The following is a 21650-nucleotide window of genomic DNA, read 5'->3' on the forward strand; positions in this document are numbered from 1 at the left end:
AAAAAAAAACCCCAAAAAAAAAAAAAAAAACCCCCGGGGGCGGGGGGTTTTTTTTTATGTCTGATGTGAGGTCCTAAGGCTGGCGTAGCCTGGCTCAGCGCAGCGCAAGCCGGGGATCCCGGATGACGGCGTAAACGCCTTATCCGGGCTACGCAATGGCGCAGAACCGTAGGCCTGTGCAAGCGTAGCGCCGCCAGGCATTAATGACAGGCACAGGGCTGCGCCTGGCCTGGAGAATAGTTAGCTTACCCGCGCAGACGCGCAACAAAGTCGGTCAGCGCCTGGCGGGCGTCCCGATTTTCCGCTTCCAGCACCATCCACGGGCTGAACGCCCACGGCGTGGCGGCCAGCGCGCTTAACATGGTTGCCAGGTCAACCCACTGATAGTCCATGACTTCATCGTCGTTAGGCTGCACTTCGCTTACCACGCGCGCGGCATATACCGGGCACACTTCGTTCTCAACGATACCGTTTGGGGCGACCGCCCGGTAGCGGAAGGCCGGGTGAACCGGCGCGATATCAGAGATCTCCACACCGAGTTCGAAGCGACAGCGGCGCGTGACGGCCTGCTCGAAGGTCTCGCCCTGCTGGGGGTGTCCGCAGACCGAGTTGGTCCATACCCCGGGCCAGGCTTTTTTGCCCAACGAACGGCGAGTGACCAGTAACTGACCCTGCTGGTTAAACAGCCAGCAGGAAAACGCGAGATGTAAAGGGGTATCAAACGTATGGGCGGCATACTTCTCCAGCATACCGGCAGGCTGATCCTGCTCATCCAGCAAAATGACGTGTTCCCCGGCCATGACGACTCCTGAAAATAAAAAATGACCCGGCACAAACCCGCCGGGTCATGTACTCAGGCCACTAGGGTAGCCCATAAATGGGAGAAAGGCATTACCAAAACAAGCCCTGGAGGCAGCTCTGTGAACGGCAACGCGCAATAGTGAGGAGAGGCCGCCGCGCCGCGTGGCGCAAATATGAATTTCTGCCTGCCGCAGACCGCGCGCTAGGGACGGGGGATAATGGTTTCGCCATCAGGGATGACGCCCTGCGCCGCGGACTGGTATGATATTCGCCCTGATTGCGAGGTAAGTGGTTGTGTTAAGTGCAGGATGCCTGATGATGAAACGCTTTTATATGACACTGATGCTGGCGGCAAGCCTGGTGCTGGCCGGCTGCTCCAGCACCTCCGATTCCGGTGGCACCTACACCGTTAAACGCGGCGATACCCTGTACGGCATCTCCCGCACCACCGGCACCAGCGTTCGCGATCTGGCCCGCCTGAATAACATCTCCCCGCCTTACACCATTGAGGTGGGGCAGAAGCTGAAGCTTAACGGCAGCAGTTCAACGAAGACAACGAAGAAAAAATCTTCCTCTACGCGCACCGCGGCGGTCACGCCTTCGTCCGCGGTACCTCAGTCCTCCTGGCCGCCGGTGGGACAGCGCTGCTGGCGCTGGCCGACCAGCGGCAAAGTGGTCCTGCCTTATTCCACCGCCGATGGCGGCAATAAAGGCATTGATATCGCCGGAACCCGCGGCCAGCCGGTGTATGCCGCCGGGGCGGGCAAGGTGGTCTACGTCGGCAATCAGCTGCGCGGCTATGGCAACCTGATCATGATTAAGCACAGCGAGGATTACATCACCGCCTATGCCCACAACGATAAGCTAATGGTGAATAATGGCCAGAGCGTGAAGGCCGGCCAGCAAATTGCCACCATGGGCAGTACGGATGCCGACTCAGTGCGGCTGCATTTCCAGATCCGCTACCGGGCGACAGCCATCGATCCGCTGCGTTACCTGCCGCCGCAGGGAAGTAAACCTAAGTGCTAAAAGGTTATTTTATCGCCAGTCAGCATCCGGCAGGCTTGTCACAGGGTGCGTAAGGGCTATAATGCTTCTCGCACCTCTTCGCGGGCGTAGTTCAATGGTAGAACGAGAGCTTCCCAAGCTCTATACGAGGGTTCGATTCCCTTCGCCCGCTCCAAATTCAAGTCTCCTGAAGTCTACCCAACTCAATTTTCCCTTGATAAATCAGCGATTATAGCATTCTGTTAGTCTATTGAACTCCGGCAGAGGACTCCACTTTGGTTGCGGGATCGGCGTTTTGCGCTGCTGGCGCTGGAGTCGTAGCGTTTAGTGATATTTCCGCGCTTATCCTGTTTCCGCAGGATGAGTGATTTTACGCAACCGGCTCGCGCTGACGACGACCGATACCGCAGAGGCCGCGGCGGCGCTCCACAGCGCAACATGAATTGACCTTTCATCTGCTGCCAGCAGAACGGCTACGGCGGCGGCTCCCAGGCACTGCCCGAAAGTGCGCATAATGGATAAAACACCGGACGCATAACTCGCGTGCTCACGAATAACGTTTGAGAGCATTTCCCGGTTATTGGGACTCTGAAAGCAGCCAAACCCTATTCCGCATACCAGACTTCGCAGGCAGATATCCCACATTGAAGGTCTGGCGGGTAACGTCGCCAGCAGGATCAAACCGACGACAAATATCACCAGCCCCAGGGTGGATATCGCCGGGGCTGATATCGTGTCCGCCCAACGGCCTGCATGCGGCGCAATCAGCACGATCCCTAATGGCCACGGCGTAAACAGCAGGGCAGACACTACCGGACTGTAGCCGTATTCGCTCTGAAACAGGAAGGGTAGCGCAATAAAGGTGATCCCCTGGCTGACAAAAGCAACCATCGACGTGAAGGCCGCGAGGGTAAAACGTTCATTTTTAAACATGCTCGGCGGCAGTAAGGGATGACCCGTGCGGCGGATTTGCCAGATAAAAGCCATGCCGCTCAGCGCAGCGAGAGCCATCCAGCAAAGGCTGCCGAATTGAGAAGTAGCGTTCTGTAGGCTGTTCGCCGCCATGATCGTCGAACCCAACAGCAGCGCCGACAATATGGCGCCCACGGTGTCGAAGGGCGCCTGCATACGGATCGCATCCCGCGGCAGCGCTCTGACCGCCAGCAGTAAGGCGAGGGTGCCGGGAAGAATGTTTATCGCAAACAGCCATTGCCAGCTAAGAGTGTGAAGGATCGTACCGCCCAATACCGGGCCGATAGCGGAGCTCGAGGCAATGAGCAGGGCATGGAACCCCAGAATGCGGCCAAGTAAGCGTCCGGGAAATACGGACCTGAGTATTGCGGGGGCAATACTCAGCGTCGCCGCGCCGCCGATCCCCTGAAGTACGCGCATACCGATAAGCACTTCGGGCTTATTCGCCAGCGCACAACCCAGTGATGTCAGGGTAAAGGTCGTCAGGCCCGCCAGAAATACGGGGCGATAACCCAGACGGGCCGCAAGCGCCGCGAATATCGCCAGCGTCATCGCAGCCGCCAGCAGATACCCGTTGGCGAACCAGACGGCAATACTGGCAGGTACCTGCATCTCCTGAGCCATGGAGGGCAGGGCAATGTTGATCATGGTGCCATCAAACACGCCCATTAAGGTGGTGGTCATTATTGCGGCCATCACCCGTGCGCGCGCCGGGCCAGGCAGTCCTTCGTCGCCGGGTTGACTGGAAAAGAGCGTCATCATTTGTCCTCTGAGAAGAGTGTATGGATGACAAAACTATAAAGATGGCTTTTACCAGGCGGAAGGCGCACTATTTTCACTTTATTGTTGCATCAAACGCCTTATCTTAATGTGCTGGGAGGAAGGGTAATGTCTGATCCCGATTTTAATTTGCTGGTAGCTCTCGACGTATTGCTGAGTGAAGCGAGTGTCGCAGGTGCGGCTCGTCGTCTGAACCTCAGCACTTCGGCCATGAGCCGGACATTAAGCAGGTTACGCGATGTCACAGGAGACCCGATCCTGGTACGCGCCGGGCGTAACATGGTACTGACCCCGTGGGCCGAAGCGACCCGGGATCGCGCCAGGCGTGCAGTGCACGATGCCAGGGCGGTATTACAGCCCTCAACTGAAACGTTCAGCGCGCAAAATCTGGCGCGTCTTTTTACCATCAGGGCAAACGATGGTTTTGTGGTGGCGTTTGGGCCTGCGCTTATAGCAGCGGTTGCCGACGCAGCGCCGGACGTCTGTATACGCTTCGCGCCTAAGCCGGAAAAAACGTCGCGCTATCTTCGGGAAGGGCTGGTTGATCTGGAGATTGGCGTTCAGAGTAATATGGGGCCAGAAATACGGCTGCAACGACTGTTTGAGGATCGGTTTGTTGGCGTCGTCCGTAAAGGGCACCCGCTGGCTAAGCAGGCTGAAATAGGCGTGAGTGATTATGTCGCCTGGGGCCATGTGGTAGCGTCACCCGAGGGCGCGTTGCACGGATCCGTTGACGATGCGCTGGCCGAACTGGGGACAAAACGTAAAATTGCAAGCGTCGTACCGGGATTTCCGACAGCACTTTCCGTGGCGCTGGAATCGGATCTTATCGCCATGATACCCGCACTCTATTTACTCAATCAGCAGGTAACGGACCAGGTACACCTTTTCGAGCTGCCGTTCAAAAGCCGTCGTATTACGGTATCGCAGATGTGGCACCCAAGAATGGAACGCGACCCCGGTCACCGCTGGCTGAGAGAGCAAATTCTTGCGATATGCGGTGTGGCCCGGTCAGTCATGACTAAGGAGCCTGTATAGCGATTGCTATAACATCAATTTATATTAAATGTATAATTCAATTCATTGATATTTAATATAAAATACATCAATCGAAGTAGCGGTGTAGTAGCTAAATTGAGATGTCCATCTCTGGACCAAATAGACATGTCCGCGCTACCGTCTCGCCACAGCGATCGCTGCTTTCAAAGGATGAGACTCATGACGGCATACGGAACGGCAATTTTCTCAATGAGCGATGTGAACAGACTCACGATCGAAGTCTCCATACTTCGATAGACCGTTTATGTTCTTTCCGCGAGACCTAATCGAAAGCCCTCGTGGTACCTTTAAATTAACAATTAACGATAAATAAAGGACAGCTTCCCTGTCCTTTATTCTTTTTTATTCAGTTTTGCTCTCGCGCGATCGTAATACCTCACCGACCACCGGGGCGGCGGTAAACGCATTTGGCCATCCCGCGTAGAACGCCGCCTGGGCGACCACTTCTCCGGCCTCTTCAGCCGAAAGCCCATTATCCATAGCTCTGTTTAGGTGGTAGCCAATCTGCGCGCTCTGTCCGGCGGCGATTAACGCGCTGACCGTCACCAGACTTCTGTCGCGGGGCGTAAGCGCGGGCCGTTGCCAGAGGTCGAGAAACAGCGGGTCGGCGGTAAATTTAACCAGGCCAGGCGAAATGGGGCCGACATTTTTTTCCACGGTGTCTGCACGCTGTTTCTCTACCTGTTCATTGAGTGGCAGCAGCGTTGGCGAGGCGGCGGGCAGGGCCTCTGCCGTCACGCCCCTGGCTTCAAAGATGGCTTTAGCGACGCTGACGGCTGACATCGCATTGGGCCAGCCAGCGTAGAAGGCGAGGTGAGTAATGATCTCTGACACTTCCGCTGGCGTCACGCCGCTATCGAGCGCAACGGCAATATAGTGCTTCAGCTCGCCTGGCTGGTTGCGGGCAATCAGCATCGCTACGGTCACGATGCTACGGTCGCGGGCGGACAGGGCGTCACGTTGCCAGAGGTCGTTGCTGATGGCCTCGCGGCCGAAGCGCGCCAGCGCCGGGGAGACCGCTTGAATATCAGCGTCCGCAAGGGTGGAAGGGGTAATTTTCATCATAGCTTCATCTCTTTGTTCGTGGGCATAAGTAAAATCAGACAGCACAAGCGACAAGGCTGCCGCGGCAATCACGTTTTTCATATTTGCTCCTTTCCGATCCGCAGGGCGGATCGTTAGCGCGTCCACACCTGAGGACGGTCTTTGGCTTGCGGCGTGTTTTGCGCCATCACGCCTGTGAGGAAGTGCGGCTGATAGGCTTCTTCCAGATAACGGATGTCTTCCGGGCTCAGTTGAAGGGCTACAGCGTTGACCGCGCCGTCAACATGATGCTTTTGCGTGGCGCCGATCACCGGGGCGGTGACTTTAGTCAGCAGCCAGGCCAGCGAAATTTCGGTCATGGAGACCTGATGCCGTTCGGCAAGTTCGGCGACGCGGGCAATAATGATCCGATCCTGCTCTGCCGTGCCGTCGTATTTGCTCCGGGCATAATCATCTTCCACCTCTCGCCGCGTGTGGCCTTCTAAGCGGGAGAGACGGCCGCTGGCCAGCGCGCTATAGGGAGTCATGGCGATACCCTCTTCCGCGCACAGCCCGAACAGCTCTCGTTCATCTTCACGCATAATCAGGTTGTAGTGGCTCTGCACAGAAACAAAGGATGTCAGCCCTTCGCGTTCGGCAAGAGCGTTCGCCTTCGCCAGTTGCCAGGCATAGCAATTGGAAATGCCAATCGCGCGCACCTTGCCGGCGGTCACTGCGGTGTGCAGCGCCTCCAGCACGTCGATAACCGGGGTGTTGTAATCCCAGATGTGGTAGATGTAGAGGTCGATGTAGTCCATCCCGAGGTTTCGCAGACTCTGGTCAAGCGAGCGGGCTATCGCCTGTTTTCCGCTGATCCCCTCGGCAATCTGCGCGGCGGTTCGTGGCAGAAACTTGGTGGCCAGCACCACCTCCTCGCGTTTTGCCATCTCCCGCAGCGCCCGGCCAACGTACCGTTCGCTGGAGCCGTTCTGATAGGCGATGGCGGTATCGTAAAAATTGATGCCCTGTTCCAGAGCGTGGCGGATGATGTCCCGGCTGGCTGTTTCGTCCAGCGTCCAGCGATGCTGACCCGTTGACGGATCGCCAAACCCCATACATCCCATGCAGATACGGGAGACCAGTAAGTCACTCTTCCCGAGCCGGGTATACTGCATCGTTATTTTCTCCCTTTGGGTTATTCCACCAGAGTTTTAAGCCGCGCGATCAGTCTGGCCGCGTGTTCCCGGGCAAGCGTTTTTTGCTGAGCGATTTTGTCGGCATCCCGGTCGGCGTAGCTAATACCGCAGGTATAAACCGGCGCCAGCAGCTCAAGATTGCACAGCCTGGCCGTGGTCTCGAAGGGAAGGAGATACTCCTCAATGGCATGGCCAAAGAAACCGTCAGCGGTATAGAGCGCCTGTGGCGCTCCCGTGGTGAAGGAGAGGATCAGCTTTTTACCACCCAGTTTCGCCGTTGAGCCATGGGCGAAGCCGTGGACAAATACCTCGTCCAGCCACTGTTTCATTAACCCGGGCAGCCCATACCAGCTAAAGGGAAACTGCCAGACAATCACATCCGCCTGCAGCAGGCTTTCCTGCTCAGCGGCGATGTTGAATTTGCCGTCCGGATAGAGCCAGTCCAGACGACGGATTTCCGCATCAGGCAGGGCGGTCGCCAGCTCATCGAGGATGGTGGCGTTGGCGATGGAATGGTTAAGATCCGGATGCCCGGAAACGACAAGAATATGAGCCATTCCCAACGTTACTCCTGATGTTTAAATTCAGCAGAGAAGAGATTTTCCCAGCTAATAAACGAGCCGAGTGGAATACACTCGAAGGTTAATAGACCCGCTTTTGCCAGCGGAAATTCGGCCATGACATTATTCGCCTCTTCCACGGTGTCGCACTCGAGGAAAATAGCGACGCCGGGTCGATCCTGACGGAAATAGATGTCGCGAATAAAGCCTGACTTGTACAGTCCCCAGGCGTGCAGGGCTTCTGCGGTAAGGTGCGGCGCATAGTGTTCCAGCGTCGCGCCGGGGGCAGGGATATCCAGACATAAAATTCGCATAGTTGTCTCCGGAAAGTCGTTATCAGCGGGAAGAGACAAAAGTATACGAGCCGCAGGGGGGGAAGATTAGGCGGTCATTGACTTAAGAATATTTAGCCTGTACTTAATAATCAGGCGAGGGTGTCTTAAGGAGATGCTATGAATAACGCGCTTTATAATCAGATACGCATCTTTCAGAGCATTGCGCGCGAGGGCAATATCTCGGCCGCCGCGCGCAAGCTCGAAATCACGCCGCCGTCGGTCAGCAATGCGCTCAGGCTGCTGGAGGAGCATATTGGCCACCCCCTTTTTGTGCGCACTACCCGGCGTATCGAGCTGACGGAAACCGGGCAACAGCTGCTGGAGCAGACCGCCGCGGCGGTGGAGACACTGGAAAAGTCGCTGGAAATCATCCGCGACCAGAATCAGGAGCCCTCCGGGGCAGTGAGAATAACCCTCTCGCGCTTTGCCTACCTGCTTATTCTCAAACCGGCGATGGCGGCATTTTGTCAGCAATATCCGGGGATCCAGCTGGAAATATCGGTCTATGACGGTACCGTCAATATTATTGAAGAACGTTTCGACCTTGGGATCCGCTTTGGCGATATTCTCGAAGGCGGCGTGGTCGCCCGCCCGTTAATGAAGCCGTTTCGTGAAGGGCTATACGCCTCCTCTGCCTATCTTGCCGAATATGGCGTGCCCGCGATGCCTGCCGATCTCCATCATCACCGGCTGATTGGCTATCGCTTTATTACCAACAACCGCATCCTGCCGCTGATCCTCAATGACCACGGCGAGCAGCTCACCGTCGAGATGCCCGGACAGTTAATCAGCAATGATATTGACGTCATGGCCGACGGTATTCGCCACGGACTGGGGATTGGCCGTTTATTTGAACCAATCCTGCAATTACAGCCCGATCGTGAGCAGTTTATTCCCGTGATGGAGGACTACTGGAAAACCTATCCGCCGGTTTATCTCTATTACCCAAAAAACGCAGGCAGAACGAAAAGGGTGAAAGCCCTGATTGATTTCCTGATAATGCATGCCGCGGAATAAAGGCTATTTTGCGTGCGAAATATCTGAAGGCACAGATCCTGTCTTTCCCTCAGTCTTAACCCTATACTCCTTGCGGATAAAGCGGTTTTTATCGCGATGATTTTTGCCGCTCAACGGCTTAACCCATCACCAACGTCATAGGCTGGGAATATCAATAAGGGAGAGGTATCAATGGGCAGACGCTTCATAGTCTGTATATTCGCGCTGGTGGCGTTTTCGGCCAGTGCTGCGCATGGTGTTCACGGTGGCCATAACGGGCAGTCGGTGAGCGCTGGCGCCGACGGCGGCAACGGTTCGAACGGCGGCGATATCGATAATTCCTCGGGTCGGGCAGGGTGCCCTGGCGGCACCGATCCCGATAAGCACGGTCATTTTTATCTCCCTGGCACCAGCGAACCCTGCAATCCTGGGCCCCAGGATGCAGAGAAAGTCGGGTCTTCCCGCTAGCGTTCAGCTCAGATCGTGCAGCGCTTTGTCCAGCGGCGGGGGAAGCTGAATATCCTGAAACGCAACCGCCAGTCCGCCACGCTCCGGTGAGCAGCACATGACGCCCGCTTTCACCGGGCCTGGCGGAAAGTAGCCGAGCCGCAGCAGCGGCCAGCGCTCGCCGTCGGTTGAATACTGCAGCCTTAACGCGTCGCCCTTGCGGGTCAGCCGCAGCCAGAAGGTGCGCGGGTCGCCGGGGAAAAGCCCGGTGGCCCAGTCGGAGTGGGTTAGCGTCAGTACGCTGCCGATGGCCGGGGCATCGTCATTAAACTCAATTCCCGCCTTCAGCCAGGTCTGCTCGTCGGCCATCATCATCAGCCCGGCCTGGTCGTAAAGCGTGGTGAAATCCGCACAGATTTTTGCCTGCAGGGTAAAATCGCCCGCCACTTCTGCGGCATAGAGATGGCCAGAGAAGCGCTCGAAGCCATACCAGGTATGGCGCCAGAAGTCGGTATGCTTATTAGTGACCACCGTCAGGCCGTCGGAATCGCGGCGCCACTCGGCAGGTTCATTGATCCAGTGAAAGTACGGCTGCATTTTTCCTCCGGGATATGCTTTCAGACAGGGTTATAACAGCGACTGCAGCGCGGGTGACGCCATGCTGGCCTCAAAGGGAATAATCTCTGTACGGGCGAGACCCAGCTGCTGGAAGGGATCCTGGCTCAGACGCGCTTGCAGAGTTTCCCGGCTATCGCATTTTGCCAGAATGACGCCGCCGGTGCGGGGAATACGGCGGCCGGAGGCGAGAAAGAGGCCGTCGGCATAGCCTTTTTTGAGCCATTCGATGTGGGCGGGGATCGCACGGTCAACCTCTTCGAGCGGTTTTATATACGTTAAAACAACCACATAAATCGTACTCATCCTGAAAGCCCTGGCAATCCAATGGGATCTCCAGCCTGACATATTTCGATGATGGATAAAAGAAAACGCGGCATTTTTCCGTGCTATTTAGCAGGGATGGCGGGGCGCAACATCCCGGATGCTCATCGCAGACGTGAATTAATATATATGTTTTTGCGCATGTATATTGATCTTTCTTTGTGGCCCCGTATGCTGTCCGTCACGCTTGAGGAGAAATCATGTCTTTATTGCCCCTGCAACTGTTCAAAAACCTCGCCGATGAAACTCGGCTGGGGATCGTATTGCTGCTCAAGGCGCGTGGAGAGCTGTGCGTGTGCGATCTCTGTACGGCGCTCGCCCAGTCCCAGCCCAAGATCTCCCGCCATCTGGCGATGCTCCGTGAGAGCGGATTGCTGCTGGATCGTAAACAGGGTAAGTGGGTCCATTACCGCCTCTCTCCGCAGATGCCGGCCTGGGCGGCGCAGGTGATTGAGCAGGCCTGGCTCAGTCAGCAGGAGGATGTGCGGCTGATGATCAGCAGACTGGCTGGCGGGCCGGGTTGCCGGTAAAAAATTTATCTTAACATATATGATTTTTCGAATGTGATTGGCGGAGGAACGATGTTGCTGGCAGGTACGATTTTTATCCTGACCCTGGTGCTGGTGATCTGGCAGCCGCGGGGGTTAGGGATCGGCTGGAGCGCGGCATTTGGCGCGGCGCTGGCGCTGGCCACCGGTGGCGTACAGGTAGCCGATATCCCGGTGGTATGGCATATCGTCTGGAATGCGACCGCCACCTTTATCGCCGTTATCATTATCAGCCTGCTGCTTGATGAGTCTGGCTTTTTCGAATGGGCCGCGCTGCATGTTTCCCGCTGGGGAAGAGGCCGGGGTCGTCTGCTGTTTACCTGGATTATCCTGCTCGGCGCGGCTGTGGCGGCGCTGTTTGCCAACGATGGGGCGGCGCTGATCCTCACGCCAATCGTGATTGCCATGCTGCGAGCGCTGGGGTTCAGCAAGGGAACGATGCTGGCCTTTGTCATGGCCGCCGGATTTATTGCCGATACCGCCAGCCTGCCGCTGGTGGTGTCGAATCTGGTGAATATCGTTTCGGCAGATTTCTTTGCCATCGGCTTCAGGGAGTACGCTTCGGTGATGGTGCCGGTCGATCTCGCGGCGATCCTCACCACCCTGGCGATGCTGCACCTGTTCTTTCGCAAGGATATCCCGCCGGCCTGGGATATGGCGTTACTAAAAGCGCCGGCCACGGCGATAAAAGATCCAGCGACGTTCCGCACCGGCTGGGGCGTGCTGCTGCTGTTGCTGGCTGGCTTTTTCGTCCTTGAACCGCTGGGGATCCCGGTCAGCGCCATCGCGGCGCTCGGCGCCGGGATCCTGTTTGCTGTCGCGAAGCGCGGGCGGGTAATTAACACCGGCAAGGTGCTGCGCGGCGCCCCGTGGCAGATAGTGATCTTCTCGCTGGGAATGTATCTGGTGGTGTATGGTCTGCGAAACGCCGGGTTAACGGATTATCTGACCACGGTGCTGAACATGCTGGCGGAGCGCGGCCTCTGGGCCGCGACGCTGGGCACCGGTATCCTGTCGGCCTTCCTCTCTTCAATAATGAATAATATGCCCAGCGTACTGGTCGGCGCCCTGTCGATTGATGGCAGCACGGCAACAGGGACGATCAAAGAGGCCATGATTTATGCCAACGTCATCGGCTGCGATCTGGGGCCCAAGATCACGCCAATTGGTAGCCTGGCCACGCTGCTGTGGCTGCATGTGCTGGCGCAGAAGCACATCACCATCGGTTGGGGGTATTATTTCCGCTGCGGCATCACCATGACCCTGCCGGTGCTGCTTGTGACGCTGGCCGCGCTGGCGCTGCGTCTCTCCTTCAACCAGCCATGAGAACGTACTATGAGCATCACCATTTACCATAACCCTGATTGCGGCACCTCGCGTAATACGCTGGCGCTGATCCGTAACAGCGGCGCCGAGCCCACCGTTATCTATTATCTGGAGACGCCGCCGTCGGGTGATGAGCTGCGCCAGCTGCTCGCCGCGATGGGGATCCCGGTGCGCGCGCTGCTGCGGAAAAACGTCGAACCCTACGACGCGCTGGGCCTGGCGGAAGACCGGTTTACTGACGACCAGATAATCGACTTTATGCTTCAGCATCCGATCCTGATTAACCGTCCGATCGTAACGACGCCGCAGGGCACCCGACTCTGCCGCCCGTCAGAGGTGGTGCTGGAGATCCTGACGGCGCCACAAAAAGGCGCATTCGTGAAGGAGGACGGTGAGCCAGTCATTGATGCCGCAGGGCAGCGTGTGAAATAGCGCGCAGAATGGCGCCGGCTGTAGCAGCCGGCATGCCGTGTTAAACCTGCTGTATGGTAGGCTCTCCAGGTATGTAGCGCCTGGATTGCTGACAATATTCTCGCTTAGCGCTATTTCTCCACTATCCAGTCTGTTTCCCTTACTTTTCCTGCCGTTATACACCGCCTCTGCGCCGGTGGTTTATGTCTCTCGATAAATTATTAACTGTTTGTTTTTAATGGGTAAAATTTCGTTTTGTGCGTAATGATATAAAGTCAACGTCGTTTGCATTATTGCGAACATTAAATCTGTAAAACTAGATGTTTGTCGACTTTTCATCTAAAAAGGGAAGGTAAGGGGCTGGACAAAACCATTGCGTGGTTATCAAATGGTTAAAAATGCTCGTGTTTGATGTTAATACAAACAAATTATAAATCGTCAGCCTGCTTTATACGGTTAACTTGCGCTGCGGCGCACCTTACCTGGAGAATTTATGCATTCCTCTGTTAATAAAAACGAAAGCCGTACCTTTTTCGGCCATCCTTATCCGCTGGGCTCCCTGTTCTTCACTGAAATGTGGGAGCGCTTCTCGTTTTACGGCATCCGTCCTTTACTGATCCTGTTTATGGCGGCGACAGTGTACGACGGCGGCATGGGCCTGGCGCGAGAGAACGCCTCGGCGATCGTTGGGATTTTTGCCGGCAGTATGTATCTGGCCGCGCTGCCGGGCGGCTGGCTGGCGGATAACTGGCTTGGCCAACAACGCGCCGTCTGGTACGGCTCTATCCTGATCGCCCTGGGGCACCTGTCGATCGCTCTGTCAGCATGGCTGGGCAACGATCTGTTCTTTATCGGTCTGATGTTTATCGTCCTGGGTTCCGGGTTGTTTAAAACCTGTATCTCGGTGATGGTCGGCACCCTGTATAAAAAGGGCGACGCGCGCCGCGACGGTGGTTTTTCGCTGTTTTACATGGGGATCAACATCGGCTCGTTTATCGCGCCATTGATCTCTGGCTGGCTTATCAAATCGCATGGCTGGCACTGGGGCTTCGGCATCGGAGGGATCGGGATGCTGGTGGCGCTGATCATTTTCCGTGTCTTTGCCGTACCGTCGATGAAGCGCTATGACGCGGAGGTTGGCCTCGATTCCACCTGGAACAGCCCGGTGGCGAAAAAGAATGGCGTTGGAGCGTGGCTGCTGGCGCTGGCGCTGGGAGTGGCGGTGCTGGTCACGCTTATCAGCCTGGGCACGATCGTGATTAACCCGGTAGCGGTGGCCAGCGTGCTGGTCTATGTGATTGCCGCCTCCGTGGCGCTCTATTTCATCTGGCTGTTCGTCTTCGCCGGACTCAACCGTAAAGAGCGGGCGCGCCTGCTGGTGTGCTTTATTTTGCTGGTCTCGGCGGCCTTTTTCTGGTCCGCGTTTGAACAGAAACCGACCTCCTTCAACCTGTTTGCTAACGACTATACCAACCGGATGATCGGCGATTTTGAGATCCCCGCGGTCTGGTTCCAGTCGATTAACGCCTTGTTTATCATTCTCCTCGCGCCGGTATTCAGCTGGGCGTGGCCTGCGCTGGCGCGTAAAAACGTTCGTCCGGGCAGTATGACCAAATTCGTCATTGGCATCCTGTGCGCAGCGGCGGGCTTTGGCCTGATGATGCTGGCGGCGCAGAACGTCCTGAGCAACGGCGGGGCCGGTGTGTCGCCGCTGTGGCTGGTGGGCAGCATCCTGATGCTGACGCTCGGTGAACTGTGCCTCAGCCCGATTGGGCTGGCGACCATGACTCTGCTGGCGCCGGAGAGAATGCGCGGCCAGATGATGGGGCTGTGGTTCTGCGCCAGCGCGCTGGGTAACCTGGCGGCGGGCCTGATCGGCGGTCATGTGAAGGCCGATCAGCTGTCGCTGCTGCCGGACCTCTTCGCCCGCTGCTCCATCGCATTGCTGATCTGCGCCGCCGTGCTGGCCGTGCTGATTGTCCCGGTCCGCCGGATGCTGGAGAACAGCCGGTCCAGCGCCGCGCAAAAATCCCTCAGCAACGCCTGACGCGATCCTCAGGCCGGCCCTACGGGGCCGGCTTGTTTTTTGTCCAATCCCCGCCCCAGCAGAACAAAATCCCCTTTTCACAATGCGCGATGTCCCATAACGTGAGCGTGTTCTTTGAAATCACGTCGCTTTCCGGTCCATAGTGTAGTCAGGTTTACTATGTGGTTAATATAAGGACACACCTATGCCAGCAGTCATTGATAAAGCATTGGATTTCATCGGTGGTATGAATACGTCTGAGCCAGTACCACAGTCTATGGATGAAAGTACCGCGAAGGGAATTCTCAAATATTTAAAAGAACTAGGCGTACCCGCCACCCCGGCCGACGTCGCTGCGCGCGGCCAACAGCAGGGCTGGAGCGCTGGGTTTACCGATAAAGTGGCGGAGTGGGCTGAACGGGTCGCCGCCGGCGAACGGCTGGTGATTAAGCATCCAGAATTCTTTTCCACCTATATGCGGGAAGAGCTGCGCGCCCTGGTGTAATCGCCGCGCATCCACCCCGCCTCTTCAGCTTAATGCCTTCCCCTATTGGGAAGGCATTCTTGTTACTGCCCTCGATAGCCGCCGCCCAGGGCTTTGATCAGGGTAATGTCGGTGCTTAGCCGCTGGGCCTCAATGTCCAGCAGCAACAGCTGCTGGGCGAGGACCGCCCGGCGGGCTTCTTCGGCGGCGTAGCGGCTGAGGAGGCCGCGCTGATAATGGGCGCGAGCGCTGTCGGTGGTGGTCTGCGCCGCGGTGACTTTTAGCTGCTGCAGCGCGCGCTGCTGATTCAGGTCGTTAAGCTGGCTGGAACTGATGGCGACATCGCGAACCGCATCCAGCACCGCCTGGTTGTACTGTTTGATCAGGATGTTGCTGGCGGTGCGTACCGACTGCAGATTAGCGTTCAGACGGCCGCCGTCGAAGATCGGCAGATACAGCCCGGGCAGCAGGTTGATCTGCTGGAAAGAGGACTTAAACAGATCCCCGACGCTCAGGGCGTTATAGCCCCAGAACGCTTTGATATCAAAATGGGGGTAGAAGGCCGCTTTCGCCGCATCGACCTGGCTCAGGGAGGCGGTGACGTAGCCGCGCAGCGCCTGCAGGTCCGGACGGCGGGCCAGCAGCTCGAAAGAGAGCGACGGCGGCAGCGTCTCCTGGAGCGCCGGCAGCGCCACCGGATGGATGGCCGGCATGCTCTGCGCATCGGCGCCGATCAGCGCCCGCAGGGTTTCACGATACTGGGTCAGCATCCCCTCGGCGCTAATGATCTGCTGGCGAGCGGCGAGCTGTTCGGCCTGGGCGTTGGCCACATCCACACTGTCTTCCAGGCCGCGCCGGGTCCGGTGCTCGTGGGCTTCCACCGAGAATCGGGCAATGCCCTCCAGCTCCTGCAGCAGCGCGATTTTCTGGAACGTCGCCTGCATGGCGAAATAGAGCTGCGCCACGCTGCTGGCGATGTCGAGCTCAATGCCGGCGGTCTCCGCCAGCCGGGCGTTTTTCTCGCCAATAGCGGCGGCGACCCGGGCGCGATCGGCCCCCCAGAGATCGATATTCAGCTGCGCCCCGACGCCAACGGTATTCAGCGTATACCAGGGGCCGTTTTTATCCACCGGCAGGGAGTATGAGTAGGGCCAGCTAAAGGATTTGTCGGTGATCCGCAGGCGGTTTTGCGCCGCGACGGTGGTGGCCTGCAGGCCCATTGCCGACCGGGCGAGTTCCACCGTGGACTGCGACTGGGAGATGCGCAGCCGGGCGGCCTGCATGGTCGGCGAGTTCTGCAGCGCCCGGTTGATCAGCATATTGAGCTGAGGATCATCATAGGCCTCCCACCAGCGGGCGGCCGGCCAGTCGCTGTTCGCCAGGTGGATCACCTGCGCCAGCTGGGCCTGCTGCGGATTGACGATGGCGACCTGGGCAGGCTCATCCTGGATCAGCGCGCAGCCGCTGAGCAGCGTCAGCGTCAGGGTAAAAAGAGTGCCGCGCAGGCGCGCGGAGAAAGGAAGGATCATCATGACGTTTTAGCCTGTTGCTCAGTCGCTATCGGTGTCGGCCCCCAGTCGGGCAGGGCGGCCAGCGCGGCGGCCAGCGCCGGGCCAAAGGGGTTAGTCAGGTCGGCGGTCAGCTGTTCGCCAGGCGCCGTCGCCTCCTGTTCGATACGTTCAGCGTAGCGCCGCAGCTGTTCGGCGCAGCGGGCCAGGGTCGGGTCTCCCGGCGCGGCGTTGAGTCGGTAGCCTTCGCTGAGGCGGGCGATCTCCTCGGCCTGGGCGAGGGTGGCGCGCATCGGCCAGTCTTTCGCCTGGGGCCAGGGGTGAGCATACGTGCCCAGCGGTTCGGCGCGAACCCGGTGGATCAGCGCTTCGCTGTCGGTGAAGGCGACAAGCAGGGGAGCCAGCGGAACCGCCTCCTTCGGGGCGGCGAGGCAGTCCGCCAGCCGGCGATAAAGTGCCGCAAGGCGGGTTTTCAGCTGCGGCGCTTCGCTGTCCGGCCAGAGATACAAATGAACAATGGAGGAGACCAGCACCCCGAGCAGGATGCCCAGCACCCGATCCCGCAGCTCGGTGAGGTTCGTCAGCGGAGCAAACCAGCTGAGAAAGGCCAGCGCAAAGGTGAAACCAATCTGGATCCCGGCGTAGGCGATACGCTCCGAGCCGGCGGCAATCCACGCCGCCAGCGCCAGCACCGGCAGGGACATCGCCAGCAGGCCCGTCAGCGAATCGGTCCAGGGCTGGACAAAGACGATTAACAGCAGCGCCAGCAGGGAGGCGAGCAGCGCCCCGCCGATGCGCAGCCATGTCTTTTGCATCGTGGCGCCCAGCCCGGGCTGGGCGACGATCACGCAGCTCAGCATAATGGTATGTAGACCCTGCCAGTCGGCAGCGGTATAGAAGACATAGCAGATTAGGGTCGCCAGCAGGGTCTTGAGCGCAAAATGGAGATATGCCGGGTTGCGCCAGGCGTCCGGCGCCAGCAGGGGCGCCTTCTCCACCTCACCCTGCGGCAGGGCAACCGGCTCACCCTGCGCCAGCCGCTGCAGAGTGGTAGCCATCTCCTGCAGAACAGCGCGATTGACGCCGCGACCGCTGAGCGTCAGGGGAGGAATAGCGCCGTCAAACGGCCCCTCGCTAAGGGCGTTCTTCAGCTGAAGTACCGCCTGCGACAGCTGCTGGCGATCGTCACTATCCGCCTCGTCTGCTTGCAGCAGGGCCGCCAGCTGGTAGCAGCGCAAAGTGGCGGCCAGCCGCGAGCGCCAGGCCAGGGGATCGGCGGCGATCTCCGGTGTCGCCCGGCTGGCCTGGGCGAATAGCGACTGCAGCTGATTGAACTGCGCGGCGGTCTCGCCGAAGGTCGGTGGCGCTTCAGCGTCCGGGGCCGCCAGCCGCCGGGCGACCTCGTGCAGCATCCCGGCCAGACGCGCCTTAAACTGGTTACCGGGAAAGGCCTGCTGAAAGCAGGCGTTGACCAGCAGGGTGACGAGGATCGCGGTGTTAATCGCCACCCACAGCCAAAGCAGCAGCCGCACCAGGATCTCGCTCTGGCTGGTCATCGACGGGAAGGTCTGAGCGTAAATCACCGCCAGCGCCACCACGAAAAAGGCCAGTCCCAGCTTGCCCAGCACCCGCATCAGATAGAGGGCGCAGAAAAAGAGCGCCACGGAGGCTGCCAGGCGGATCAGCGGGTAGTCATAGGTCCACTTGATGATCAGCAGCACGCCGCCGAGCGCCACGGTGACGGTGACAAAAAAGACCACGCTGACCAGCTTAATCATCAACACGTTAGGCTGGCTGACGTAGAACACGACGATCAGCGCAACGGCCAGGAAAGGGATCTGCAGGGTCATAAACAGGGTGATGAGCACCGCGCAGCTTAGCGTCAGGCGCAGCGTGTAGCTGGCGCGTCCCGGCGCGTCGCGCAGTTCCTGGCGTAAAAAATGGGCGAGAGGAAACATAGCGTCGCCCGGCTACGGCTGCAGCACGGCGCTGGCCGAGGCGCCCATGCGGAACAGTTCCGGGTCGGGATCGCTGACGGCGATTTTCACCGGGAAGCGCTGCGAGACGTGGACCCAGTTAATGCTTTTCTGGATCAGCGGCAGCCCTTCGATGACGCTCCCACCTTCGGGCAGGACCCCGGAGCCGACCGAATCCACCACCCCGTTAAAGGTCCGGTTGTGGTTGGTCATCACGGTGATCCGCGCCGCCACGCCGGGGCGCACGTTGTTCAGGTCGGTTTCGCGGAAGTTCGCGATCACATACCAGCGGTCGTCATCCAGCAGGGTGAAGACCGGCTTCAGCGCCGAGGCGTACTGGCCGACGGTGGTTTTCAGCGCCACCACCACGCCGTTGAACGGCGCGCGCACTTCGGTAAATTCCAGATGCAGTTCAGCGAGGGCGATTTGCGCCAGGACCCCGGCGCGTTGCGCCACCATGGCATCCACGCCGGTCACGGCCGCCGAGGCCTGTTTGGCCTGCAGCAGCGTGGCCTCCAGCTCCGCCCGCGCCGCTTTCTCAGCGGTGCGCGCCTGATCGAGATCTTCCTGGGAAGCGAACCCCTGCGGCACCAGCGGCTCAAGGCGGATACGCGTGGAGGTGGTCTGCTTAACCAGCGCTCTGGCGCGCTCGACGGCGGCCGCCACCGACTGGGCGTTATACTCCTGCGCTTTGATGGTGCGCTGGGTCAGCATGATCTGCGCGTCGAGGGTCGTCAGCCGGGCCTTCGCGTCATCGAGCATTGCCTGATAGGGGCGGGGGTCGATGCGGAACAACAGATCGCCTTTTTTCACCCGCTGGTTATCGCGAATGGGCATCTCCACGATGCGTCCGCTGACCTCGGGCACTACATCGATGGTATCGGCATAGACATAGGCGTCATTGGTCTCCGGCGAGGTTTGCAACTGCCAGATAACGAGGATCAGCGCCAGGATGGCGGCAAGGACCAGCGCCAGCAGAGGCCACTTTTTGCGTAACAGGGAAGTGCGGGAAGTTGTCATAAGCGATCAGTGAACAAAAAACAGAAACCACAGCAACGTGGCGAACAGGAACATCAGCGCGACGTAGCTGAAGACCAGGGGAGAAAAGCGCGGCTGCCAGCCTTTACGGGTAATCAGGATATGGCAGGGGATCAGTAAAAACGCACCGCCCAGTAAGCAGAAAAACCAGCCGGGAAAAGCAGCGCCCAATACCGGGATCTCTGGCGAAAGTGAGCAGCCGGAAAGCGGCAAGACGAGCAGTAACCGCGCCGGGCGGGCGATGGTGGCAATATGATTCAATGGAACATCCCTGAGTGATCATACCAGTGTGTCATGAGTGTAATCGCCTCGTTGCGGGAATGAAAGTCAACCGATCGTTGACTGCGGGATCCTTGCGCGATGGGAGAGCATGATGTGAGGCGTCAATTCCCGCGCTTGCGCATAGTCAGCCGCCACGGCGAGGGCTATGCTTAGCCTGAAAGATAAAAACGACCGAGGCAATGTCATGGATAAGGAATTACTGGAAGCCGGCTACCGGGCCTACACCGGGGAGAAAATCGACGTCTACTTTAATACGGCGATCTGTCAGCATTCCGGGAACTGCGTGCGCGGCAGCGCGAAGCTCTTCAACCTGAAGCGTAAGCCGTGGATTATCCCGGATGAAGTGGATGTCGCGACGGTGGTAAACGTGATTGATACCTGCCCGAGCGGCGCTCTGCAATATCGTCATAAATAAGCGAGGAGAAGATGGAAATACTGGAAGGGCATAACAAATTTTATGTTAACGATGCGCAGGGAAACCAGGTGGCGGAGATTGTTTTTGTTCCCACCGGCGAACACCTCAGCATTATCGAACATACCGATGTTGATCCCAGCCTGAAAGGCCAGGGCGTGGGGAAACAGCTGGTGGCGAAGGTAGTGGAAAAAATGCGCCAGGAGCAGCGGAAGATTATCCCTCTCTGCCCGTTTGCCAAACATGAATTCGATAACACCCGCGAATACGACGATATTCGCGCATGACGTACCGGCACCGGTGCTAACCGGTGCGCTTTTCTCGCACCCTCAACGTTTCGCCGGATCGCGCTGGTGGGAAAAGCGGCGGATCAGTTCCGGGAGATGTTCGCGCCGCATCGGTGGTGAAAACAGATAGCCCTGGAAGCGATCAATCCCCAGCGATTTTAACTGCGTAAATTTCGCCAGTGAATCCACCCCTTCCGCCACACAGCGACTGTCGCTTAACTGGCAGTAGTAGGCCAGGCTTTTTATTAGCGCAAGCGCCTTTGGATCGTGCTGGGCGTCGTTGACGATGCTCATATCCAGTTTATACGCATTGAAGTGCAGTCGACGCGCCGGAAAGATAACGCTCCCCTGAGAAAAGCAGTCGTCCAGCATCACGCGCACGCCAGCACGTTGCAGCTGCGCCACGTGGGCGGCGGAGCGGCTCTGATGGCGAAAATCGATAGTTTCAGCATATTCCAGCACCAGCCTTGCCACGCCCTCTGGCTGCCGAAGCTGCTGGCGAGCGGCTTCCACCATCCGCAGCAGGCTGTCACTGTCGGCGAGTGAGGAGGGTATGTTGACCGAAAAATAGAAGGTGCCTGGATACTCATTAATATTCTGCACGGCCTCCTGCAGAACAAAGGCCGTAAGCAGCAGCCAGGTGTAGTCGGCGCGGAAGTGCGGTAGAAAGGTCTGGGGGTGAAGTACCTGGCCGCGGTGGCGCCAGCGGATCAGGATCTCCACCCCCTGTAGCTGTGAGCGACTATCGACGATAGGTTGAAAAACCGGGAAGACCTGGCGATCGTGAATCGCTTGTACCCATTCCTGTTCAAACGCCGTCAGTGCGTTTGCGGGTGAGCGCGGCAGCAGCGTGCGCGGAAAGCGGGGGGCCAGATGCGGATGACATTCCACCAGCTTTTTCACCCCAGCCAGCCGCTGGGTGTAGAGCGTTTTCTGGCTCAATCCGAGACGTTGGGCCTGCTCGCCTATCGTCTGCCCTTGCAGCAGGGCGAGGATCACCTTGAGCTCGGCGTGGGTCAACCCGACGACCCGTTTTCCGTGGATCAGGGCGGCTTCGCTGGCAAGCCGCTCAAGCCGCGGCGCATTCTCCAGCCGATGGGCCAGCTCCGCGCAGGACAGATCGGCGGGGGCAGTATGGACGTTGCGCAGACGATCCGGATGACTCACCTGATAGAGCAGCGTTTGCCACAGCCAGATGGCCGGGCTGCGGCTCAGAATCAACATCGGTAACGGCGG

General features: G+C 58.4%; 24 protein-coding genes and 1 tRNA gene. 12 read left to right on the plus strand and 13 right to left on the minus strand.

Annotated features, from left to right (window positions below):
• Positions 1-245: 245 nt before the first annotated feature.
• Positions 246-800 (minus strand): isopentenyl-diphosphate Delta-isomerase, encoded by a 555-nt coding sequence (idi, locus tag HMPREF9538_RS06690; RefSeq protein ID WP_002916298.1) that lies wholly within the window; start codon positions 798-800, stop codon positions 246-248.
• A gap of 316 nt (positions 801-1116) precedes the next feature.
• Here idi and actS point away from each other — a divergent pair, with 316 nt between their 5' ends.
• Entirely contained in the window at positions 1117-1830 is a 714-nt protein-coding gene (gene actS / locus HMPREF9538_RS06680) for an amidase activator ActS (protein WP_004157874.1), read from the plus strand.
• An 80-nt stretch (positions 1831-1910) separates the two neighbouring features.
• Positions 1911-1984: transfer RNA gene (locus HMPREF9538_RS06675), tRNA-Gly, on the plus strand.
• A gap of 167 nt (positions 1985-2151) precedes the next feature.
• Here HMPREF9538_RS06675 and HMPREF9538_RS06670 read toward each other — a convergent pair.
• Positions 2152-3540, minus strand: a complete 1389-nt coding sequence (locus HMPREF9538_RS06670) for an MFS transporter (protein WP_004151784.1) — start codon at positions 3538-3540, stop codon at positions 2152-2154.
• Between the two features lie 129 nt (positions 3541-3669).
• On the opposite strand from HMPREF9538_RS06670, the gene HMPREF9538_RS06665 reads away from it, so the two are divergent.
• Positions 3670-4599, plus strand: coding sequence for a LysR family transcriptional regulator (locus HMPREF9538_RS06665; protein WP_002916293.1), 930 nt, complete (start codon positions 3670-3672; stop codon positions 4597-4599).
• Between the two features lie 363 nt (positions 4600-4962).
• Here the strand turns inward: HMPREF9538_RS06665 and HMPREF9538_RS06660 are convergent, their stop codons facing one another.
• The 4 genes from HMPREF9538_RS06660 to HMPREF9538_RS06645 are packed head-to-tail and all read right to left on the minus strand — an operon-like array spanning position 4963 to position 7713.
• On the minus strand, positions 4963-5766 hold the full coding sequence (locus HMPREF9538_RS06660) for a carboxymuconolactone decarboxylase family protein (RefSeq protein WP_004889869.1): 804 nt from the start codon (positions 5764-5766) through the stop codon (positions 4963-4965).
• Positions 5767-5798: 32 nt separating this feature from the next.
• Positions 5799-6818: an aldo/keto reductase gene (locus HMPREF9538_RS06655; protein WP_009485886.1), complete on the minus strand. Its 1020-nt coding sequence runs from the start codon at positions 6816-6818 to the stop codon at positions 5799-5801.
• A gap of 20 nt (positions 6819-6838) precedes the next feature.
• On the minus strand, positions 6839-7396 hold the full coding sequence (locus tag HMPREF9538_RS06650; protein ID WP_009485887.1) for an NAD(P)H-dependent oxidoreductase: 558 nt from the start codon (positions 7394-7396) through the stop codon (positions 6839-6841).
• An 8-nt stretch (positions 7397-7404) separates the two neighbouring features.
• A complete protein-coding gene (locus HMPREF9538_RS06645) occupies positions 7405-7713 on the minus strand; it encodes a superoxide dismutase (RefSeq protein ID WP_004151785.1) in 309 nt (102 codons plus the stop codon).
• 138 nt (positions 7714-7851) lie between these two features.
• On the opposite strand from HMPREF9538_RS06645, the gene HMPREF9538_RS06640 reads away from it, so the two are divergent.
• Together HMPREF9538_RS06640 and HMPREF9538_RS33235 are read left to right on the plus strand one after the other, a co-directional pair.
• A complete protein-coding gene (locus HMPREF9538_RS06640) occupies positions 7852-8751 on the plus strand; it encodes a LysR family transcriptional regulator (RefSeq protein WP_004174493.1) in 900 nt (299 codons plus the stop codon).
• 171 nt (positions 8752-8922) lie between these two features.
• On the plus strand, positions 8923-9198 hold the full coding sequence (locus tag HMPREF9538_RS33235; RefSeq protein WP_004174494.1) for a hypothetical protein: 276 nt from the start codon (positions 8923-8925) through the stop codon (positions 9196-9198).
• Between the two features lie 3 nt (positions 9199-9201).
• Here the strand turns inward: HMPREF9538_RS33235 and HMPREF9538_RS06635 are convergent, their stop codons facing one another.
• Positions 9202-9774 carry a DUF1349 domain-containing protein gene (locus tag HMPREF9538_RS06635; RefSeq protein WP_009485888.1) on the minus strand — a complete coding sequence of 191 codons (573 nt, stop codon included), beginning with the start codon at positions 9772-9774 and terminating at the stop codon, positions 9202-9204.
• A gap of 30 nt (positions 9775-9804) precedes the next feature.
• Positions 9805-10098 carry a YciI family protein gene (locus HMPREF9538_RS06630; protein ID WP_002916282.1) on the minus strand — a complete coding sequence of 98 codons (294 nt, stop codon included), beginning with the start codon at positions 10096-10098 and terminating at the stop codon, positions 9805-9807.
• A gap of 218 nt (positions 10099-10316) precedes the next feature.
• Here HMPREF9538_RS06630 and HMPREF9538_RS06625 point away from each other — a divergent pair, with 218 nt between their 5' ends.
• From HMPREF9538_RS06625 to HMPREF9538_RS06605, 5 genes are all read left to right on the plus strand, one after another.
• A complete protein-coding gene (locus HMPREF9538_RS06625) occupies positions 10317-10646 on the plus strand; it encodes a metalloregulator ArsR/SmtB family transcription factor (protein WP_002916281.1) in 330 nt (109 codons plus the stop codon).
• A gap of 51 nt (positions 10647-10697) precedes the next feature.
• Positions 10698-11990: an arsenical efflux pump membrane protein ArsB gene (gene arsB, locus HMPREF9538_RS06620; RefSeq protein WP_002916279.1), complete on the plus strand. Its 1293-nt coding sequence runs from the start codon at positions 10698-10700 to the stop codon at positions 11988-11990.
• Positions 11991-11999: 9 nt separating this feature from the next.
• A complete protein-coding gene (gene arsC, locus HMPREF9538_RS06615; RefSeq protein ID WP_002916278.1) occupies positions 12000-12422 on the plus strand; it encodes a glutaredoxin-dependent arsenate reductase in 423 nt (140 codons plus the stop codon).
• A 472-nt stretch (positions 12423-12894) separates the two neighbouring features.
• Positions 12895-14448 (plus strand): peptide MFS transporter, encoded by a 1554-nt coding sequence (locus HMPREF9538_RS06610; protein WP_002916277.1) that lies wholly within the window; start codon positions 12895-12897, stop codon positions 14446-14448.
• 184 nt (positions 14449-14632) lie between these two features.
• Complete coding sequence (locus tag HMPREF9538_RS06605; protein WP_002916274.1) at positions 14633-14932, plus strand: DUF1889 family protein; 300 nt, start codon at positions 14633-14635, stop codon at positions 14930-14932.
• Between the two features lie 62 nt (positions 14933-14994).
• Here the strand turns inward: HMPREF9538_RS06605 and HMPREF9538_RS06600 are convergent, their stop codons facing one another.
• The 4 genes from HMPREF9538_RS06600 to HMPREF9538_RS06585 are packed head-to-tail and all read right to left on the minus strand — an operon-like array spanning position 14995 to position 19694.
• Positions 14995-16443 carry an MdtP family multidrug efflux transporter outer membrane subunit gene (locus tag HMPREF9538_RS06600; RefSeq protein WP_009485890.1) on the minus strand — a complete coding sequence of 483 codons (1449 nt, stop codon included), beginning with the start codon at positions 16441-16443 and terminating at the stop codon, positions 14995-14997.
• Positions 16440-18377 carry a multidrug efflux transporter permease subunit MdtO gene (gene mdtO, locus HMPREF9538_RS06595; RefSeq protein WP_009485891.1) on the minus strand — a complete coding sequence of 646 codons (1938 nt, stop codon included), beginning with the start codon at positions 18375-18377 and terminating at the stop codon, positions 16440-16442. Before mdtO ends, HMPREF9538_RS06600 begins: the two co-directional genes overlap by 4 nt.
• 12 nt (positions 18378-18389) lie before the next feature.
• The gene (gene mdtN / locus HMPREF9538_RS06590; protein WP_004174502.1) at positions 18390-19415 is read right to left on the minus strand and encodes a multidrug transporter subunit MdtN; all 1026 of its coding nucleotides are present in this window, start codon (positions 19413-19415) and stop codon (positions 18390-18392) included.
• A gap of 6 nt (positions 19416-19421) precedes the next feature.
• Positions 19422-19694, minus strand: coding sequence for a YtcA family lipoprotein (locus HMPREF9538_RS06585; protein WP_002916204.1), 273 nt, complete (start codon positions 19692-19694; stop codon positions 19422-19424).
• Between the two features lie 205 nt (positions 19695-19899).
• Between HMPREF9538_RS06585 and yjdI the strand changes: the two genes are divergently transcribed.
• Together yjdI and HMPREF9538_RS06575 are read left to right on the plus strand one after the other, a co-directional pair.
• Entirely contained in the window at positions 19900-20130 is a 231-nt protein-coding gene (gene yjdI / locus HMPREF9538_RS06580; RefSeq protein WP_002916202.1) for a 4Fe-4S mono-cluster protein YjdI, read from the plus strand.
• 11 nt (positions 20131-20141) lie between these two features.
• Positions 20142-20414 (plus strand): GNAT family N-acetyltransferase, encoded by a 273-nt coding sequence (locus tag HMPREF9538_RS06575; RefSeq protein ID WP_002916201.1) that lies wholly within the window; start codon positions 20142-20144, stop codon positions 20412-20414.
• A gap of 42 nt (positions 20415-20456) precedes the next feature.
• Here HMPREF9538_RS06575 and HMPREF9538_RS06570 read toward each other — a convergent pair.
• Positions 20457-21650: EAL domain-containing protein (locus HMPREF9538_RS06570; protein WP_009485892.1), on the minus strand; the 1194-nt coding region annotated here is incomplete at its 5' end.

The organism is Klebsiella sp. MS 92-3, assembly GCF_000195655.1.
GTDB lineage: Bacteria > Pseudomonadota > Gammaproteobacteria > Enterobacterales > Enterobacteriaceae > Klebsiella > Klebsiella pneumoniae.

Coding starts and splice junctions, on each gene's coding strand:
- idi (WP_002916298.1), bottom strand. CDS start 800: ATGGCCGGGGAACACGTCATTTTGCTGGATGAGCAGGATCAGCCTGCC.
- actS (WP_004157874.1), top strand. CDS start 1,117: ATGATGAAACGCTTTTATATGACACTGATGCTGGCGGCAAGCCTGGTG.
- HMPREF9538_RS06670 (WP_004151784.1), bottom strand. CDS start 3,540: ATGACGCTCTTTTCCAGTCAACCCGGCGACGAAGGACTGCCTGGCCCG.
- HMPREF9538_RS06665 (WP_002916293.1), top strand. CDS start 3,670: ATGTCTGATCCCGATTTTAATTTGCTGGTAGCTCTCGACGTATTGCTG.
- HMPREF9538_RS06660 (WP_004889869.1), bottom strand. CDS start 5,766: ATGAAAAACGTGATTGCCGCGGCAGCCTTGTCGCTTGTGCTGTCTGAT.
- HMPREF9538_RS06655 (WP_009485886.1), bottom strand. CDS start 6,818: ATGCAGTATACCCGGCTCGGGAAGAGTGACTTACTGGTCTCCCGTATC.
- HMPREF9538_RS06650 (WP_009485887.1), bottom strand. CDS start 7,396: ATGGCTCATATTCTTGTCGTTTCCGGGCATCCGGATCTTAACCATTCC.
- HMPREF9538_RS06645 (WP_004151785.1), bottom strand. CDS start 7,713: ATGCGAATTTTATGTCTGGATATCCCTGCCCCCGGCGCGACGCTGGAA.
- HMPREF9538_RS06640 (WP_004174493.1), top strand. CDS start 7,852: ATGAATAACGCGCTTTATAATCAGATACGCATCTTTCAGAGCATTGCG.
- HMPREF9538_RS33235 (WP_004174494.1), top strand. CDS start 8,923: ATGGGCAGACGCTTCATAGTCTGTATATTCGCGCTGGTGGCGTTTTCG.
- HMPREF9538_RS06635 (WP_009485888.1), bottom strand. CDS start 9,774: ATGCAGCCGTACTTTCACTGGATCAATGAACCTGCCGAGTGGCGCCGC.
- HMPREF9538_RS06630 (WP_002916282.1), bottom strand. CDS start 10,098: ATGAGTACGATTTATGTGGTTGTTTTAACGTATATAAAACCGCTCGAA.
- HMPREF9538_RS06625 (WP_002916281.1), top strand. CDS start 10,317: ATGTCTTTATTGCCCCTGCAACTGTTCAAAAACCTCGCCGATGAAACT.
- arsB (WP_002916279.1), top strand. CDS start 10,698: ATGTTGCTGGCAGGTACGATTTTTATCCTGACCCTGGTGCTGGTGATC.
- arsC (WP_002916278.1), top strand. CDS start 12,000: ATGAGCATCACCATTTACCATAACCCTGATTGCGGCACCTCGCGTAAT.
- HMPREF9538_RS06610 (WP_002916277.1), top strand. CDS start 12,895: ATGCATTCCTCTGTTAATAAAAACGAAAGCCGTACCTTTTTCGGCCAT.
- HMPREF9538_RS06605 (WP_002916274.1), top strand. CDS start 14,633: ATGCCAGCAGTCATTGATAAAGCATTGGATTTCATCGGTGGTATGAAT.
- HMPREF9538_RS06600 (WP_009485890.1), bottom strand. CDS start 16,443: ATGATGATCCTTCCTTTCTCCGCGCGCCTGCGCGGCACTCTTTTTACC.
- mdtO (WP_009485891.1), bottom strand. CDS start 18,377: ATGTTTCCTCTCGCCCATTTTTTACGCCAGGAACTGCGCGACGCGCCG.
- mdtN (WP_004174502.1), bottom strand. CDS start 19,415: ATGACAACTTCCCGCACTTCCCTGTTACGCAAAAAGTGGCCTCTGCTG.
- yjdI (WP_002916202.1), top strand. CDS start 19,900: ATGGATAAGGAATTACTGGAAGCCGGCTACCGGGCCTACACCGGGGAG.
- HMPREF9538_RS06575 (WP_002916201.1), top strand. CDS start 20,142: ATGGAAATACTGGAAGGGCATAACAAATTTTATGTTAACGATGCGCAG.